Raw genomic sequence first — 18,418 nt, 5'->3', positions numbered from 1 at the left:
ACAAAAGTGTTTGCCCAAAATAATATGAAGAAAATAATCTTAACTTTAATACTCATCAGCATATTTAGCTGTAAGGAGCGCAATACCAATGAAAGCTCAGAAGCTAATTCAACTACACAAATAGGAAATTTTAGACTTTCAACGAGCAAAATAAAACCTGAAATAAATTACGATTTAAAATATGAAGGATTAGCAGAACGAGTAGAAGGAACCATTGAGTATATTACAAATTTTGAACCTAAAAAAGTTGATTTGAACTTTAAAGATAATCAAGCCTCTTTTATCGTACCCAAAGGAACCGAAGCAGTTTATTTTAGTCTCAAAGAAGATGGAGAGAGAGATTTTAATGATGGCAAAGGTCACTTTCTACCAGTATACATCGAAGATGAAGTCTCAAAACAATTTGGTTCATTAACAGCTATGTATCTATTGAAATCACCATATATGGGTTTTGAAAAGAATCCGAAAGCATTTTTGGAAACTATTAATGAAGAAAAAAAACATATAAAATCTCCATCATTAGCATTTAATTTTCATCAAATGATGGCCGCAAAAAAGGCAAATGATGTAGCAAACTTAGATGAACTTCAAGAAAATTTTATTAAATCATATGAAAGCGAGGCATTAAAAAATGAACAATCACTTCGTTACTACATCAGTGTTCTTAAAGACAAAAATGAGTTAGAAAAAGCCAATGAAATGACTCAGAAGGCTTACACGCTATTTCCGAGTGGAGAAATTAGAAAACAATATTTTTTGAAAAAATTTGAAAACGAAACTGATCCTAAAAAAGAGGATTTAATTTTAGATTCCATAAATAATTTTATTAAAAATGACTTTGAAAGCTTAGATTACGCTTTATATGATAAAGTATCACTTGCATACAGAAAGGGTGATAAAAAACGGTTAGTACAATTAGCTCAAGCAATGAGATCTCCTATAGAAGAAGCTAAATTATACAATAGTTTAGCTGAGACTGAATTTAAGAAGGATAGTCTTTCTGATGATGGTATGAATTATATCGAAAAAGCATACAGTCTAATCCAAAATAGGGATTTAATTTTGAAAAATAAAGCTAAGTACTTAACTATAAATGAAACCAATAATATAGCCGATTACTATAAAGATCAAATAATCTCAAGTTTAGCAGCTACCAAGGCTAGAGCAGGAAGTTTTGATGAAGCGATAACGCTTCAACAACTATTAATTGATGAAGGTAAAAATGATGAGATTAATGAAAAGCTCATTGGTTATATGATGAATAATAAACAGTACGAAAAAGTCATTGAGAAAGCTTCATACTTTTACGAAACAGGTCACATTACAAGTAAAACTATCAAAGATTTAGAAAATGCACTATTACAATCGGGAAAATCAGAGTCGGAATCTCGAACCTTACTTGACAACTTAAATAAAAAATATGTATCTCATAAAACACAAATAATTAATGAAGGTCTAGTGCACTATAAAGCACCCAATTTTAAGTTTAAAAACTTAGAAGGCGAAACTGTATCATTAAGCGATTATAAAGGAAAAATAGTAATTCTAGATTTCTGGGCAACTTGGTGTGGACCTTGTAAAGCTGCTTTTCCTGGTATGCAGAAAGCTCTTAGTTTTTACAAAAAAGAAGACAATGTCCAATTTTTATTTATAAATACTATGGAGTTTAGAATGAGTGATGAAGCAAAAAGAAAAGAAGTCATCTCGTCTTATATCAAAGAAAAAGGTTACACATTTAATGTCTTATTTGATATGAAAGCTAAGGACAACAAAAATGAATACACGGCATTTAAAGACTATAAATTACAATCCTTACCAACAAAAATTTTTATAGATCAAAATGGCTTTGTAAGATATATACCTAAACAGAATAGTGTTGACACAGATATAATATTTGATGAAGTAAAACTAATAGTAGAAACGATTGAAAAAAACCCTATTTAAAAAAACGTTTTAAAGCACTGTATAAAATTAATTGCTTGCTACTAGTCTGCTAACTAAAATCTACGCGGTTTTTCTATTCGGTTTGTATTTGCTAAATTCATTGCTTAAGCACGCAACTGATCTTATGCGAGACCGATGTGATATGGAATCAAATTCAGTGTGACGACGAAAAACAAATAAACAAAAGAACAAAGAAAACTAAAGATCAGTTCCAAACTTCAATCCAATAAACACCGTTCTTGGTTGTGACGGTCCATAAATGTAATTTGGATCTCTATCTACAGTTTGATCAAAATCATCTTGGTATGCATTAAAAATATTTTTAACTCCACCATTAATTTCAAATTGATACTTGTCTGAAACGCTAAAAATTCTGCTTGTATTAAAACCAATTTCTAACAAATTTGGCGTTTCTTCTAAAACTGTTTCTGGAATAAATCCGGCAACATGCGGCACAAACATTCTTCCTGTATACACACCATTCAAATTAAAACTCCATCGTTCATTCGGTGTAAAATTAATCATCATATTTCCATAGATATTTGGTGTACGCGTAATTTTATTCGTTACAATTCCTTCTTCTGGCTCATACGCTTTCTCAAAATAACTATTCTGAAAAGTTCCTCCGAGTTGAAATAAAAACTTTTGATTTGGGCTAAAACGCGCTTCTAAATTAAAACCATTTACAATTGCATTATCACCATTTATTTTTTCTTTAATCTCCAAACCGTCAACTTCACCGCGCGCTTCATATACAAACGGATCGTTAATTGTAGTGTAAAAGCCTTCAAACGTTAGCACCAATTGATGGTCTTCATGTTGATGCGAATATTCCAACGAACCAATAAAACTATGCGACAATTCTTCCTTTAAATCGGCTGCTAAACGCACACGGCGAACTTCTCCCGTAATAATTTCCGAATGTACATCTTCCGAATAAAACTGTGGCGCTCTAAATCCTTGCGAATATCCAGTTCTAAAGCTAATTGTTTCGGTAATGTTGTATAAAACACTAACTCTTGGATTCACAATAAAAAGCGATTTTTCATTTAAATTAGATGCGAACAATTCTCCACGAACACCAGTTAATAACTTTAAATTATCTAAAATTTTCCAATCTAATTGAGTGTAAATACCAAGCGTATTGGTGTTTTGTGTGATAGGATTTATCAAAGGATTTTCGCGGCGTTCTGTAATTCTATTAAATCGATGTTCCACACCAGAAGTCAAATCCATACTTCCTTTGATGAAATTTTCAAATTGTGCCGTATGTTGCACACCAGAAAGAACGGTAAAATCTTTCGTCACACCAAAACCATTTAAATCTTGATTGGTTCCATAATAATTGTCAGATCGTGTATTTTGAAGATTTCCATATACTGAAAACTTCTGCAAATAATCTTCTGAAAAATAATCAAATGTAAGTCCACCACCAATCACATTACTTGTAATTTCTTCAGCAATATTGGCAAATATTGGCGATTTGTCAATGAAATCTCCACCGCGTCTATATTCGTGTGAATTGTTGAACTCTAGCGTTAATTTTCGTCTAAAATCAAACTTATAAAATGATTTGAAGCCGAAATTTAAATTACGCAATTTGGTCATTTCGGTAAAACCGTCATCATTATTATCATACCCTTCACGATCGCGATGCATTCCAAAAAAAGTAATCCCTTTATTCAAATCTTCTGAAACAAACGTCGTATTAAATGTCGTCACAGCATCTGTACTTTCGCCATCAATCAAACCAATTTTGGAAGCTACTTGAAACTGATTTTCAATAGGATCTTTGGTAATAATATTAATAGTTCCTGCAATTGCATTTGAACCAAAAATAGCAGATCCGCCACCACGAGTTACTTCAATTTGCTTAATCATATTGGTTGGAATTTGTTCCAAACCGTAAATTCCATTCAATGAACCAAAAACTGGGCGACTATTGACTAAAATTTGCGAATAGGCGCCATCCAATCCATTGATACGAATCTGTGAAAAACCACAATTCTGACAATTTACTTCCGTACGCAATCCAGGTTGAAAATTTAAACCTTCAAATAACGTCGCCGCTTGTACATTTTTTAACGATGCTGCATTGGTAACCGTTACTAAAACAGGCGCTTCACGTCGGTTGAGTTCGGTTTTTGTTGCAGAAACCACTACTTGATCTAATCCTAGCAAATCTTCTTTCAAACTAAAATTTAATATCAATGTAGAATTCCCAACAGAAATATCCTTTTCAATCGTTTTAAAACCGAGTGCTTGGACAACTAAAACATAGTTTCCTTGTGCAATTTTTAAGGAATACAATCCTTTATCATTGGTAATTGTTCCCTGATTACCATTTTTTATATATACGTTTACATATCCTTCAGGACGACTTCCGTGAGAGATAATTCCTTTTATTTCAGTAGTTTGAGAGAAGACTGCTGAGAAAATAAATAGAAAAAATAAACAAAATTTTAATTTCATTAAAAATAATTTTCAGCAAATATATAATTAATTTTTAGTCTTGTCTAAAAAAATAAAAGACATATAAGTAAAAATTGTATATTTGTGCTGTTAATTAAATGATTATGATGACACTTTCGGAAGAAAACTATTTAAAAGCTATTTATCATATTAGTGATACCTGTGAAGGTGGCATTAGTACGAATGCAATTGCTGAAAAAATGAACACCAAAGCTTCTTCTGTAACAGATATGATTAAAAAACTATCTGAAAAAGGCTTGGTACATTACAAACGTTACAAAGGTTCCGAATTAACACCAGAAGGAAAGTTAATTGCCGCAAGTGTTATTCGAAAACATCGACTTTGGGAAGTGTTTTTGGTAGAAAAACTAAATTTTACGTGGGATGAAGTGCATGATGTTGCCGAACAATTAGAACATATAAAATCTGAAAAGCTCATCAATCAATTGGATGAATTTCTAGGTTTTCCAAAGCGTGATCCGCATGGAGATCCTATTCCTGATAAAGACGGAAACATGTCTGACCATTCAGATGTGTTGTTAGTTACTTTAGCTAAAGATGAAAAAGGAATTATTGTAGGTGTAAAAGATTCTTCATCATCATTTCTAAAATATTTAGACAAACAAGGAATTGCGTTAGGTAAAAAAATAAAAGTGATTGATAAAGAGCCATTTGACAACTCTATGAAAATTCGCATTAAAAAAGAAGAATTTATGATTTCGCAACAAATCGCGAATAATATCTATATCAAAAAATAAAAATGAAAAAACACATATATATTTCTTGCCGTGATTGCCATAACAAGCTGTAAAACAGAAGTGAAAGAGCGTGACGGAAAACTTAAAATTGTAACCACAACAACCATGATTACGGATATGGTCAAAAATATTGGTGGCGATAAAGTAAATGTAAAAGGATTAATGGGAAGTGGCGTTGATCCGCATTTATACAAAGCAAGTGAAGGTGATGTAAGCAAACTTTTCAATGCAGATGTTATAATTTATAGCGGATTGCATTTAGAAGGAAAACTGGAAGATATTTTCGAAAAAATGCGCACGCAACAAAAGAAAACTATTGCAGTTTCGGATGCAATTGATAAAAGTGGTTTAATAGGTTCCGAATATTTTGCTTCTAGCTACGATCCGCACATATGGTTTCATATTGGATATTGGAAGCAAGCCACACAATTTGTGGTTTCGGAATTGAAAAAATTAGATCCAGAAAATGCTGATTCCTTTGAAATTAACGGACAAGCATACATTGCAAAACTTGATGCTTTAGCAAAGGAAATACACGCTATAATTGAAACATTGCCCGTAGAAAAACGCATTTTAGTAACAGCGCATGATGCATTTAACTATTTTGGAAAACTACATAACTTTGAAGTGGTTGGATTACAAGGACTCTCAACAGCAACGGAAGCTGGCGTGCAAGATGTGCAAAAACTAGCAAACTTTATCATTGAAAAAAATATCAAAGCAATATTTGTAGAAAGTTCGGTGCCAAAACGTACCATTGAAGCGTTACAAGCCGCGGTAAAATCAAAAGATCATGAAGTTGCTATTGGTGGAACACTATATTCGGATGCGCTTGGTGATGCAGGAACAGTAGAAGGAACATATATTGGAATGTACAAATACAATGTACAAACCATTGTAAATGCGCTGAAATAATTCAGAATTTCAAGACGTCACTTCGAGCGGCGAATCTATGATTCGTTGTATCAAGAAGTATTTCGAATTTCATAGTGCTTCTCGATACAAAATTTTAAAAAAAAATCACTCAAAGTGATGATTAAGTTAAAAATTTATCAACAAATCAATACATTGCACGAAGTCGAAATGAACAAACAAAAACCCTAAAAACGAAGCGATCCAACATCTAAAAAAACAAAAATGGAACAAAAATACGCAATCACAGTAGATGACCTTACGGTTGCATACGATTACAAACCAGTACTTTGGGATATTGATTTAGCAATTCCGGAAAGTGTTTTGATGTGTATTGTTGGGCCAAATGGCGCGGGAAAATCTACGTTGATCAAAGCCATTTTAGGAATCATTAAACCCATTGCGGGAACAATTTCTGTTTACGGAAAACCATATGAAAAACAGCGCCGTTTAGTGGCATATGTTCCACAAAAAGGAAGTGTTGATTGGGATTTTCCAACAACAGCGTTAGATGTTGTCATGATGGGAACGTACGGAAGTCTCGGTTGGATTAAACGTCCTGGGCAAAAACAAAAGAAAGCCGCTTTAGAAGCTTTGGAAAAAGTAGGAATGTTGCCTTTTAAAAACCGTCAAATAAGTCAACTTTCGGGCGGACAACAGCAACGAATTTTCTTGGCAAGAGCATTGGTACAAAATGCTTCAATTTACTTCATGGACGAACCGTTTCAAGGAGTTGATGCAACCACCGAAAAAGCAATTATCAACATATTAAAAGAACTCCGTAAAGCTGGGAAGACAGTAATTGTAGTACATCACGATTTACAAACCGTTCCTGAATATTTTGATTGGGTAACATTTTTAAACGTAAAAAAAATTGCAACTGGTCCCGTAAAAGATATCTTCAATGATGATAATTTGACCAAAACTTACGGAATTAACTATAAGGTAAGTGTTCAAGAATAGAAGAAGAAATATATGAAAACAAAAACGTTCTTTCTGGGATTCTTTCTAAGCTTATATTCACTTTCAATGTTTGCCCAAACAGACATGAAAGTAGCAGAAGAAAAAGTGCTTGCAGTATTGAAAAAATTACGTTCTAAAGATCCAGCTATTGATAGAGCTGCAGTAGCGATTCAATTTGAAAAAACCTTAAAAAAAGTACTTTCTAGCAAAGAAAGTTGGGCATATACATTTCCAGAACTTCGTAAATATATCAACATTGAAACCTCAAAAGATAACAAAATACGAAGCTTTAGTTGGGACACGCTCACGGGCGGAAGTTGGCATGCAATAAATAGCTTACTTCAATTTGAATCGGATACAGAAATACATGTAGTTTCAATTCAGGATGAAAAACCAATTGATGACGAAGAAGAAGGAAATGATATGTTTGCAGACGCTGTCATTTTGGGAATATATCCTTTTTATAAAGGCTACTTATTTGAAGGTTACGGAACCTACGGAAGCGGTCATCATCATAAAATCCTAACTTATTTTGAATTGATTAATGAAAAATTAGTGCGAAAGACCATTTTTGAAAACGATGAATCAATCTATGTTTTTAAAATTCCGAGACGCTATAAATTTGACTTACATGTAAATATTAAAACAAAAACGGTTACACATAGCGAGTTTATGATGGATAATGATACTGGCTTTTTTAAACCTACAGGAAAAAAAGTGCTTTTAACCTTTGATGGAAATAAATTTGTAAAACAAGTTAAAAACGAGAAACCATAGACATTCAAGAATACATATCGCTTGTTTTTGAAGATTACACTTTACGAACCATAACGCTCGGAACAGCAATTTTAGGAGCAATTTGTGGAATGTTAGGAAGTTTTGCCGTTTTGCGAAAACAAAGTTTACTAGGTGATGCCATTTCGCATGCCGCCTTGCCAGGAATTGCCATTGCGTTCCTAATTATGGGCGCAAAAGACACATATATTTTACTAATTGGCGCGTTGATAAGTGGATTAATTGGAACGTTTTGGATTCGTGGAATTACGAAAAAAACACATTTAAAATCAGATACAGCGTTGGGTTTAACCCTTTCCTTATTCTTTGGTTTTGGAATGTTATTATTGACGTTTATTCAAAAACAACCAAACGCCAATCAGGCAGGTTTGGACAAATATTTATTTGGTCAAGCTGCAACGTTGTTGGAAAAAGATGTTTGGTTGATGGCAATTGTAGCAGGAATTTGTTTGATTATATTACTCGTATTCTGGAAAGAATTCAAAATCTTACTATTTGATGCTGATTATGCAAAAACACTCGGTTTCAACACACGATTCATCGATATTTTAATCACAACATTTATTGTAATTACAATTGTTTTAGGATTGCAAACAGTTGGTGTTGTATTAATGAGCGCAATGTTATTAGCACCAGCCGCCGCCGCACGACAATGGACAAACAGTTTGGGTATTATGGTGACTTTAGCGGCAATTTTTGGAGCATTTTCAGGAGTTGTCGGAACAGGAATTAGCGCAAGTCAAAGTAACTTGCCAACTGGTCCAGTTATCGTTTTGGTAGCCGCAAGTTTGGTATTAATTTCGTTTGTGTTTTCGCCAAGTAGAGGATTATTGTTCAGGCAAATTCGTTTCATGAAAAATAGAAACAATATTAAAATGCACAAAACACTAGCGTTTATGTACGGAATTGCCAAAGATCATAGCAATATAGCACATCCGCATTCGATTAAAATATTAAATGGTTTTCAAGGATTTTCAAAACGATCTTTACAAGAACTCGTCGATTTAAATTATGTGCAAATTTCTGGACAACAATGGTCTATGACACAAAAAGGATATAAAACGGCGGAAAATTTATACGATCAACAAGTAAAAGATACACATGAATAGCGCACAAATTACCATACAAATTATTGTTGCGCTCGTTGCAGTCGCTTGTGCCATTCCTGGGACATTTTTAGTATTGCGAAAAATGTCGCTAATAAGTGATGCCATCAGTCATTCTATATTATTAGGAATTGTTATTGGGTTTTTTATTGTTGGCGATACAGCTTCTCCTTTATTAATTGTATTGGCGGCTTTGGCAGGAATTGTGACAGTTTTCTTAGTCGAATTTATTCAAAAAACAGGCTTAGTAAAAGAAGATACAGCAATTGGTTTGGTGTTTCCTGCATTGTTTAGTATTGGTGTTATTTTGATTGCGAAAAATGCCAACGACGTGCATTTAGATATAGATTCAGTCATGGTTGGTGACTTAAGTTTAGCTCCTTTTGATCCGTTACTCATTAATTGTACGGAAGGAATTGCCGATTCGTGCATCAATCTTGGACCGAAAGCAATTTGGGTTATTGGAATAATTTTATTGATAACGTTGGTGTTATTATTTATGTTTTTTAAAGAACTCAAAGTAAGCACGTTTGATCCTGGATTAGCCGCCGCACTTGGGTTTTCGCCAATTATCATGCATTACGGATTGATGACGGTTTCGTCTGTAACCATTGTTGGAGCGTTTGATGCAGTTGGTCCAATATTAGTTGTTGCACTTATGATTGCGCCTGCGGCAACTGCATATCTGTTCACAAAAGATTTAAAGAAAATGTTAGTGCTCGCGTGCTTTTTTGGCGTTTTCTCTGCAATTTCAGGATATTGGTTAGCACATTTGTTAGATGCTTCCATTTCTGGATCAATGACAACGGTTTTAGCTATTTTATTCTTGTTAGTGTACGAACCAATCATTACATCAATTGTAGTAAGTTTGGCAACAGGAATAGGTGTTACATTTCATCAATATTATCAAACTTTAGTACTAAATGAACCTGGTTTTACACAATTCGCGCTAAGTGATAAAATAAAAATGGTTTTTGAACAATTCATCTTTTCTGATTATATAATCATTATTGGAGCTGGAGCCGTTATGACAGCTTTGTTAATTTACATTTTACCCAAAAGAGGCGTTATTTACGGATATTACAAAGTTCGTCAACAGAAAACGGAAATTATGTTATTGGTGTTTTTACTTCACATTCGAAATCATACAGAAGAAAGTGAACGTCATGTAAAACATTTAAACGAACATATTAATTGGCAACGCTTGCGATCTAAATCTATTGTAGAATTGGCATTGAAAAACAATATGATTACGGTTGAAGAACATATTATTTCTTTAACAGAGAAAGGAGAGGAGTTTACGGAAAAAGCTATTGATTATATCATCACAAATAAAGATACCGAAATTGAAGAAATGAAAGATGATTTCTTTTTATTTAGAGGATAATTTATACAAATTTTTGTTCTTTGTAAGAATAATGCTAACGCTTATTAGTTGTTTGTTTATCAGTAAGTTAACATAATTTTAAGTTTTTCAATTTACCGTTCATCTATAGAATTGCTATGTTTATCGACCAACTTTGCTAGTTAATCTAATTATATTCTAAATTATTAATAATCAAACTACATTCGTATTGAGTAATTTTAAAAATAGTCTTTATTGATTTGTTTAAGGTACAAATCAACTATATGACACAAAAAAAGAGCGTGCGGCTTAACACGCTCTTTTTTTTATGCTTTTATTTTTTTGCTACAACGAGAATTTTATTCAGAATGATAGTATAATAAAAACGGCAATTTGCAGTATGATGTACATAATTCCAACATCAAACACTACTCTTTCCAGCACTGCAAATACAAAGATTCCCAATCAATAAAATTGAAGCATAAAAAAGAGGCTCTAATAGTACTATCATTCCTATAGTTTACGATATTTTTCAATATCTAAATAAAATTCAAGATTTAATTCATCTTACGGATATGCCATGAGTGATAATTTCTTTTTTTGGAGTACGACCAAGATTTACGTTAATGTTACATAAAAACTTTAGGCTAGAAACAGCTATTCGTGTTTTGGGATATTGACTAGAAACATCAGCGAATGAAATGAATGCCACCAAAGGTGTTTTAACAGTTTTGAATTTTCTTTAAATTTAGCTGCTTTGTTTTTCGAATTGAGTTACTATCTTTATGATAAAGATGAAATTAACAACCGCAACCGTCTTTTCCACAAGTTTTTGTGGTTTTCTTTTTCCAGAAAAATTTCTTGATAATGAAACCGATCGCAATAAAAAACGTGATGCCTACTATTATTTCTTGAATCATCTTTTGTTGGTTTATTTTAAAAATTGATACGCTAGTAATCCTGCAAGATATGCAATGGCCGACATTCCAAATAACTGAACCATTGGCCATTTCCAACCATTTGTTTCCCGTTTTACAATGGCTAATGTACTCATACATTGCATGGCAAACGCATAAAACAATAACAATGATATGCCAGAAGCAAACGTAAATACTTTCTTTCCAGAATCGGCATGCACTTCCGATTCCATTTTGGCAGTAATTGTATTTCCAGTTTCATCATCACCTTCGCTTCCAACACTGTAAATAGTAGCTAAGGTTCCTATAAATACTTCTCGTGCCGCAAACGAACTTACCAATGCAATTCCAATTTTCCAATCGTAACCTAGTGGTTTTATTGCAGGTTCAATAGCTTTTCCGATGGTTCCTAAGGCTGAATTTTCAAGTTTTAAAGCGGCAATTTCATCATCAATAACTGCTTGTCTAAAATCAGGCGTTTTTTCAGCTATAGCTGCATTAATATCTTGTGCTGTCAACGTTTTATTAGCTTCCTTCGCTTCTTCTTTTAAGCGTTTTTCAAAACGCATCATTTTATTTTGTAACGAAACTTCTTGAATCTCATTGAAACCATTTTCAGTAACAGAAGTTTGTACTATTTTGTCTGCATTCGTAAACGTATCATTTACACCAACCGAAGCTAAAACCCATAGAATAATAGAAATTGCTAAGATGATTTTTCCAGCTTCAAACACAAACGTTTTTGTTTTTTCTATAACTGTTAATGCTACATTTTTAAATAACGGAACTTTATATTTTGGCATTTCTACAACGAAATACGATTTGCTTTCAATTTTTAAGGTTTTGTGTAAAATATACGCTGAAAGTAGTGCAATGGCAAAACCAATAATATACAACGCCATTAGGGTAATTCCTTGCCAATTAAAAATCCAAAATACGCGTTCACTCGGAATGACCAATGCAATTAAAATAGCGTACACAGGCAAACGTGCAGAACAAGTAATAAATGGAGTTACCAAAATAGTAATGAGTCGTTCTTTCCAACTTTCAATATTTCGGGTTGCCATAATTGCAGGAATTGCGCATGCGGCTCCCGAAATTAGCGGAACAACACTTTTTCCACTCAATCCAAAACGGCGCATTATTTTATCCATTAAAAAGACAACACGACTCATGTAGCCGCTTTCTTCTAAGATGGCAATAAACAGAAATAGAAAAGCAATTTGTGGTATAAAAATCACAATTCCGCCCAAGCCAGCAATGATTCCTTCGGCTAATAAGTTGGTAAACATTCCTTCTGGCAAGGTTGCTTTTGTCCAATCGGCCAACGAGCCAAATGTGCTATCAATAAAGTCCATTGGAACAGAACTCCATTCAAAAATGACTTGAAATATTAATAATAATAATACTCCAAAAATTACGTATCCAAAGATTTTATGTGTAAAAATTCGATCTAACTTGGTTTGCAAATCAGACGCTTTTTCTTTGTCAATTGTATATGATTTTTTTAGTGTATTATTGATGAATTGATACCGAATTACCGTTTCGTGATGTTGCGTTTTTTTAAGTGCGGCTTCTGATAACGATGTTAACAATTCAGGATTTTTGATCGTATTTTGTTTGAAACGTTCCGCAGGAATACACGCTTCTTTTGAAATTGATTTGTAATGTACGATGGCTTCTTTTAACTCAGAAATTCCAGTTTGAAGCTTTGAACTTATGACTACAATTTTGGTTTTTAAATCAGCTTCTAATTGTGGAATATTAAGTGTAATTCCTTTCATTTTCATTCTATCAGCCATATTAATGACTAAAATTGCAGGAATGTTTAAATCTTTTACTTGTGTGTAAATAAGCAAGTTACGCTTTAGTTCTTCTACATCAGTAACCACAACGGCAACATCTGGATGGTATTCGTTTTCGGGATCATTTAAAACATCAATGGCAATTTTTTCATCGGCAGAAGACGCATTTAAGCTATACGTTCCGGGCAAATCTAAAATGGTAGCTTTTTGTGTTTTGGAAAGTTTGCACGTTCCTGTTTTTTTATCAACCGTAATCCCTGGATAGTTTCCAACTTTCTGATTCAATCCAGTTAAATGATTGAATAATGATGTTTTTCCTGTATTTGGATTTCCTATTAATGCTACTTGTATCATTGAATCACTCATGCGCGCATAGGATTATATTTTTTCTATTAGAATTTGCTTGGCAGTATCTTTTCGCACTGCAATATTACTTCCATTAATCGTTAAAAATAAAGGACCATTAAAAAGAGTGGTTTGTACCAATGCAACTTCGTTTCCGGGAAGGCAACCCATTTCTATGAGTTTTAGCGGAATTGTATCAACAGAGAAATCAAGAATGATTGCTTTTTCTCCTTTTTTTAAATCTGCTACAGTTTGCATTCTTTATTTAGATTAAATTTAAAGAAGCAAAAATAAGTTAAAAAGTTAAGTTAGAAAACTTCCGTGTAGAAAAACGTTTATTTGTATGATTTTTTTAAGATTTCAATGTCTTCTAGTAGCTTTTCAATGTCTTCTTTTTTAGTACCATCATAAAAACCACGAATGCGACGTTCTTTATCAATGAGCATAAAATTTTCCGTATGCACCATTCCGTAATCATTATCTCCTTGCGATTTTACGGCTAAATATGATTTACGTGCCAAGTCATAAATTTGTTTTTTATCACCTGTAACCAAATTCCATTTTTTATCATTGACTCCTTTTTCAATAGCATAGCGTTTTAGTTGCGCTACCGTATCAATTTCGGGAGTTACGGAGTGTGACAATAACATAATATCTTCATCATCCATGATTTCTTTTTGAATGTCTGCCATGTTTTTTGTCATAATAGGACAAATGGTTGCACAAGTAGTAAAAAAGAAATCGGCAACGTAAATTTTACCGTTATACGTCTGTTGTGTAACAGTTTCACCGTTCTGATTCGTTAAAGAAAAATCATTTATTTTATGATATTTACTTATATGTTGTATGGAATTGTCAACTAATTCGACATTTACATTAGTAGGTTGATATATAGGAAGTGTGTTTTTTCGTTTAAGTGCTGTGTAGAAAAGTATAATGATAATTGCTGATAGACAAAGCATTACAATAGCAAAAAGTCTGTATTTGCTGAAAAATGATAACATAGAAGTCCGTTTAACGTAAAAAATTACTGTTCATCGATTTATTTTGGGGTATTCATCGAAAAAACCCTGTGCAAATTTACGATTTTTATTTATCACTGGAAAAAATTCCTATATTGTCTGTCCCAAATCTAACTTACTACTATGAAGAACACCATTTTAGCCATTGGTTTCTTATGTACTTTTATCGTTAGCGCACAATCAGGAGCAGAATTAATTGACGTGGTAAAAGGAGAACATAACAAAGCAGCACAGTTGCAACAGTTTGAAGCAAACGAACATACAGCTTCGTACGACTTAGTATACCACAAGCTTCAATTAGAAGTAGATCCAGCAAAACATTATATTAAAGGACAGGTAACCTCCGAGTTTAGAGCGTTGGAAAATACAGATACAATAGTTTTTGATTTATCGGATAACTTAGAAGTATTTTCCGTAACTACTGCAACAGAAGAGTTGGCTTTCACACATGAAAACAATGAATTAATTATTACATTTAAAAATGGACTTTGTGAAAACGCTACAGAAAAAGTAACCATTATTTACGAAGGAATACCAAACAAAAATGCTGATGGTGACGGATTCGTAACAACTACACACAACAATACACCTGCTTTATACACATTATCAGAACCTTTCGGATCAAGAGATTGGTGGCCATGTAAGCAAGATTTAAATGATAAAATTGATCAGATAGATGTTATTATTACTGCGCCAAAAGCATACAAAGCTGTTTCAAATGGAATGATTATTTCAGAGCAAACTACTGGCGATTTAGTAACTACACATTGGCAACATAATTACCCAATTCCTTCGTATTTAATAGGAATAGCGGTAACAAACTACGAAGTGTTTTCGCAGACAATTGAAAATGACGGGTCAAGTTTTGATATCGTAAATTATGTATATCCAGAATCAAGAGAGAAAGCAGAAGAATACACCAAAGTAACGGTTGAGATTATGAATTTATTTCAAGATTTATTAGGAGATTATCCTTATAAAGATGAAAAATATGGTCATGCCGAATTTTCATATGGTGGCGGAATGGAGCATTCTACAATTTCTTTTATGGGGAATTTTAGTAGATCGTTAATTGCACATGAATTAGCACACCAATGGTTTGGGAATAAAGTTACGTGTGACTCATGGAATAATATTTGGTTAAATGAAGGTTTTGCAACGTATTTATCTGGTTTGGTAGAAAATCATTTAGATGGAGAAGAAGATTTTATCAACTGGAAACGTGGAAAAGTTGCTAACATTACAACATCTAGAAATGGATCAGTATATGTAAAAGATGAAAAACTAGACAATGTTGGACGTATTTTTAGTTCACGCTTGACGTATAACAAAGGCGCTATGGTAATTCATATGTTACGTACTAAGTTGGGTGATGCGACATTTTTCAAAGGAATTAGAAATTATTTAAATGATGAAGAATTAGCATACGGATATGCAAATACTGATCATTTAAAAACACATTTAGAAAACACAAGTGGAGAAGATTTAACAGAGTTCTTCAACGATTGGATTTACGGAGAAGGATATCCTTCATATGATGTAGCTTGGTATCAATCTGAAAAAGATGGACTTAGTATCAAAGTAAATCAAGAACAATCAAACAGAAAAGTTGATTATTTTGAAATGAACGTACCTTTTTTAATAGTTGGAACACAAGGAGAAGAAAAATTGATCACTTTAGACAATACTTTCAACGGTCAGGAATATACACTAACTATTGGTTTTGAAATTGCAACTATTATTTTAGATCCTAAATTTGATTTAATATCAAAAAACAATACTATTGGTGTTGATATTGAGGCAGTTGCAGATTTTGAAATTAAGCCAACATTAGAAGATACAACACGCAAAACTACGGCAGTTTCATTTGAAAAATAGGTCACTAGTATTCACTATTTCCATTTTAAATATTTCAAAAAACACATATAGGTAGGTTTCACCCTTTTTTAAGTTATCATAAAAGCTTACTTTTGTGCGTTCTATAAACATTTTATACCTAAATGGGAGTATTTATTCAGATTACATCGTTTATTCTAATCATATCAATTCTTGTCATTCTTCATGAATTGGGGCATTTTATACCAGCAAAGCTTTTTAAAACTAAAGTAGAGAAATTCTACTTATTTTTTGATCCTTGGTTTTCTTTAGTGAAAAAGAAAGTTGGAGATACAGTGTATGGTATTGGATGGCTTCCACTTGGAGGATATGTCAAAATTGCTGGAATGATTGATGAAAGCATGGATAAAGAACAAATGGAAAAACCACCAGAACCGTGGGAATTCCGTTCAAAACCAGCTTGGCAACGACTAATCATCATGTTAGGTGGTGTTATTGTGAATTTCTTACTTGCCTGGTTTATCTACATTGCATTATTTACATATTACGGTGAAAATTACATTCCTGTAAACAAAATAGAACACGGATTGTATTTTGACAGCGTCAGTGAAAAAATTGGTTTAAAAACAGGAGACAATATTGTTGCCATAGATGGAAAAGCTGTTGAAAAGCTAGATAAGTACCTAAATATGGACTTATTACTTGGTGATGAAGTTACGGTAATGCGTAACGGAAAAGAAATTACAGTACCATTAAGTGATGAAGGAAAAAAAGCAGCATTAGAACGCCGAGGACAACAAATAATTATTCCGCGATACAATTCACTAGTTATTGGTGAAGTCATCGATAGCACTAATGCAAAAGAAGCTGGGATTTTAGCTGGCGATGAAGTAATTACAGCCAATAATGTATCACTAGAATTTTGGGATGAATTCACAGAAGAAATAGAAAAAAGCGCAGGAAATACAATTACGTTAAAAGTTAAAAGACAAAATCAAGTAATTGATATTACTGCAAGCCTTTCAGATAGTTTAGGATTAGGTGTTAGACAAAATATGTCATTGGCAGAGCAAAAACTATTTATTACAAAGGAATATGGCTTTTTCGAAGCGGTCCCTAGAGGATTTGAAGAAACGATTAATGTATTAGTTCGTCAAGTAAAACAATTCAAACTAATCTTTAACCCAGTAATTCAAGGATACAAAAAAGTAAAAGGACCAATTGGAATTGTAGAAATTATGCCTACAACTTGGAATTGGCAATTCTTTTGGAGTTTCATGGCAATGTTTTCTGTATGGTTAGCCTTTTTAAACATTCTTCCAATACCAGCTTTAGATGGCGGACACGTAATGTTTTTACTATATGAAATGATTGTGGGAAAAGCACCATCTCAAAAAGTGATGGAAATTGGTCAAATTATAGGTTTTGTGCTCATTATGAGTTTAATGGTGGTCATCTTTGGAAATGATATATGGAATTTAATTAAATAATTTCCCCATACTTTTCTCTGAAAAAGCATAGGGAAATAATATTTCTATGCGCACAGATCAGTATCACAATACCAACAGGTTTTATCTGTTTGACACAATGTTGTTTCACCACATAAAGCAGAGCAATTAGCTGTGCCGCAATATTTCGAGAGAAATATAGTAAACACTGTAACACTTTCAGCATTTCCTCCACTTAACTTGTCGTTAAGATTGGAGATAGTTTTTTTCTTTAAAAGAAGTTTTGAGTTTAATTTTTTCATTTTCTAAAATTTAATTAAGACAAAATATTACTAAATAAAGAGCGAAATTATTACTTTTTTTGATAAGAAAAAATTTTCATTTTGCTTTTGAGATATTAAAAAAATACCACATAGAAAGGTGATGAAAATATAGAAAATTGTGAATTTTATAATCATTAATTTACTTAATAGTCTTAATTTTTAGAAATGATATTTGGAACCTAATTAAAGGAACTCCATAAATAGAGTAAAAAACTTTTAAAAATTTAAATAAAATATTTGTTCGAAATAAAAAATAGCATATATTTGCAACCGCAAAAAGCAATAACACTCCTCCTTAGCTCAGTTGGTTAGAGCATCTGACTGTTAATCAGAGGGTCCAAAGTTCGAGTCTTTGAGGAGGAGCAAAGCTTTTAAAAGCCACTAGAAATAGTGGCTTTTTTTATGGCGATACTTTTATAAAATAAAG

Annotated in this window: 13 protein-coding genes and 1 tRNA gene; 10 read left to right on the top strand and 4 right to left on the bottom strand. The window is 32.8% G+C overall.

Translation table 11 applies throughout. The features are described from left to right. The first annotated feature begins 24 nt into the window (after positions 1 to 24). Complete coding sequence (locus ACQ654_RS12620) at positions 25 to 1,944, top strand: TlpA family protein disulfide reductase (RefSeq protein ID WP_430410694.1); 1,920 nt, start codon at positions 25 to 27, stop codon at positions 1,942 to 1,944. A gap of 198 nt (positions 1,945 to 2,142) precedes the next feature. Here the strand turns inward: ACQ654_RS12620 and ACQ654_RS12615 are convergent, their stop codons facing one another. Then, complete coding sequence (locus ACQ654_RS12615) at positions 2,143 to 4,416, bottom strand: TonB-dependent receptor (protein WP_430410693.1); 2,274 nt, start codon at positions 4,414 to 4,416, stop codon at positions 2,143 to 2,145. 104 nt (positions 4,417 to 4,520) lie between these two features. On the opposite strand from ACQ654_RS12615, the gene ACQ654_RS12610 reads away from it, so the two are divergent. The 6 genes from ACQ654_RS12610 to ACQ654_RS12585 all read left to right on the top strand — a co-directional run bounded on the left by ACQ654_RS12610 (position 4,521) and on the right by ACQ654_RS12585 (position 10,337). Then, entirely contained in the window at positions 4,521 to 5,174 is a 654-nt protein-coding gene (locus ACQ654_RS12610) for a metal-dependent transcriptional regulator (protein WP_430410692.1), read from the top strand. Positions 5,175 to 5,204: 30 nt separating this feature from the next. After that, on the top strand, positions 5,205 to 6,089 hold the full coding sequence (locus ACQ654_RS12605) for a metal ABC transporter solute-binding protein, Zn/Mn family (RefSeq protein WP_430410691.1): 885 nt from the start codon (positions 5,205 to 5,207) through the stop codon (positions 6,087 to 6,089). A gap of 222 nt (positions 6,090 to 6,311) precedes the next feature. Next, positions 6,312 to 7,049 carry a metal ABC transporter ATP-binding protein gene (locus ACQ654_RS12600; RefSeq protein WP_430410690.1) on the top strand — a complete coding sequence of 246 codons (738 nt, stop codon included), beginning with the start codon at positions 6,312 to 6,314 and terminating at the stop codon, positions 7,047 to 7,049. A gap of 12 nt (positions 7,050 to 7,061) precedes the next feature. After that, positions 7,062 to 7,826, top strand: coding sequence for a hypothetical protein (locus ACQ654_RS12595; protein ID WP_430410689.1), 765 nt, complete (start codon positions 7,062 to 7,064; stop codon positions 7,824 to 7,826). After that, a complete protein-coding gene (locus ACQ654_RS12590; protein WP_430413025.1) occupies positions 7,823 to 8,953 on the top strand; it encodes a metal ABC transporter permease in 1,131 nt (376 codons plus the stop codon). The genes ACQ654_RS12595 and ACQ654_RS12590 overlap by 4 nt, the downstream gene beginning before the upstream one ends. Next, positions 8,946 to 10,337, top strand: coding sequence for a metal ABC transporter permease (locus tag ACQ654_RS12585; protein ID WP_430410688.1), 1,392 nt, complete (start codon positions 8,946 to 8,948; stop codon positions 10,335 to 10,337). Before ACQ654_RS12590 ends, ACQ654_RS12585 begins: the two co-directional genes overlap by 8 nt. Before the next feature lie 889 nt (positions 10,338 to 11,226). Here the strand turns inward: ACQ654_RS12585 and feoB are convergent. From feoB to ACQ654_RS12570, 3 genes are all read right to left on the bottom strand, one after another. Then, entirely contained in the window at positions 11,227 to 13,383 is a 2,157-nt protein-coding gene (gene feoB / locus ACQ654_RS12580; protein WP_430410687.1) for a ferrous iron transport protein B, read from the bottom strand. A 12-nt stretch (positions 13,384 to 13,395) separates the two neighbouring features. Then, positions 13,396 to 13,620: a FeoA family protein gene (locus ACQ654_RS12575; protein ID WP_430410686.1), complete on the bottom strand. Its 225-nt coding sequence runs from the start codon at positions 13,618 to 13,620 to the stop codon at positions 13,396 to 13,398. A 77-nt stretch (positions 13,621 to 13,697) separates the two neighbouring features. Continuing rightward, complete coding sequence (locus ACQ654_RS12570) at positions 13,698 to 14,366, bottom strand: SCO family protein (RefSeq protein ID WP_430410685.1); 669 nt, start codon at positions 14,364 to 14,366, stop codon at positions 13,698 to 13,700. 141 nt (positions 14,367 to 14,507) lie between these two features. On the opposite strand from ACQ654_RS12570, the gene ACQ654_RS12565 reads away from it, so the two are divergent. The 3 genes from ACQ654_RS12565 to ACQ654_RS12555 all read left to right on the top strand — a co-directional run bounded on the left by ACQ654_RS12565 (position 14,508) and on the right by ACQ654_RS12555 (position 18,354). Beyond that, the gene (locus ACQ654_RS12565) at positions 14,508 to 16,262 is read left to right on the top strand and encodes a M1 family metallopeptidase (protein WP_430410684.1); all 1,755 of its coding nucleotides are present in this window, start codon (positions 14,508 to 14,510) and stop codon (positions 16,260 to 16,262) included. 122 nt (positions 16,263 to 16,384) lie between these two features. Continuing rightward, positions 16,385 to 17,710: an RIP metalloprotease RseP gene (gene rseP / locus ACQ654_RS12560; protein WP_430410683.1), complete on the top strand. Its 1,326-nt coding sequence runs from the start codon at positions 16,385 to 16,387 to the stop codon at positions 17,708 to 17,710. Positions 17,711 to 18,280: 570 nt separating this feature from the next. After that, positions 18,281 to 18,354 (top strand) — tRNA-Asn (locus tag ACQ654_RS12555). Positions 18,355 to 18,418: the final 64 nt, after the last annotated feature.

Source organism: Kordia sp., from assembly GCF_965283645.1.
Lineage (GTDB): Bacteria > Bacteroidota > Bacteroidia > Flavobacteriales > Flavobacteriaceae > Kordia.
This window is presented reverse-complemented; position numbering and strand designations above follow the sequence as displayed.

Coding starts and splice junctions, on each gene's coding strand:
- ACQ654_RS12620 (WP_430410694.1), top strand. CDS start 25: ATGAAGAAAATAATCTTAACTTTAATACTCATCAGCATATTTAGCTGT.
- ACQ654_RS12615 (WP_430410693.1), bottom strand. CDS start 4,416: ATGAAATTAAAATTTTGTTTATTTTTTCTATTTATTTTCTCAGCAGTC.
- ACQ654_RS12610 (WP_430410692.1), top strand. CDS start 4,521: ATGATGACACTTTCGGAAGAAAACTATTTAAAAGCTATTTATCATATT.
- ACQ654_RS12600 (WP_430410690.1), top strand. CDS start 6,312: ATGGAACAAAAATACGCAATCACAGTAGATGACCTTACGGTTGCATAC.
- ACQ654_RS12595 (WP_430410689.1), top strand. CDS start 7,062: ATGAAAACAAAAACGTTCTTTCTGGGATTCTTTCTAAGCTTATATTCA.
- ACQ654_RS12585 (WP_430410688.1), top strand. CDS start 8,946: ATGAATAGCGCACAAATTACCATACAAATTATTGTTGCGCTCGTTGCA.
- feoB (WP_430410687.1), bottom strand. CDS start 13,383: ATGAGTGATTCAATGATACAAGTAGCATTAATAGGAAATCCAAATACA.
- ACQ654_RS12575 (WP_430410686.1), bottom strand. CDS start 13,620: ATGCAAACTGTAGCAGATTTAAAAAAAGGAGAAAAAGCAATCATTCTT.
- ACQ654_RS12570 (WP_430410685.1), bottom strand. CDS start 14,366: ATGTTATCATTTTTCAGCAAATACAGACTTTTTGCTATTGTAATGCTT.
- ACQ654_RS12565 (WP_430410684.1), top strand. CDS start 14,508: ATGAAGAACACCATTTTAGCCATTGGTTTCTTATGTACTTTTATCGTT.
- rseP (WP_430410683.1), top strand. CDS start 16,385: ATGGGAGTATTTATTCAGATTACATCGTTTATTCTAATCATATCAATT.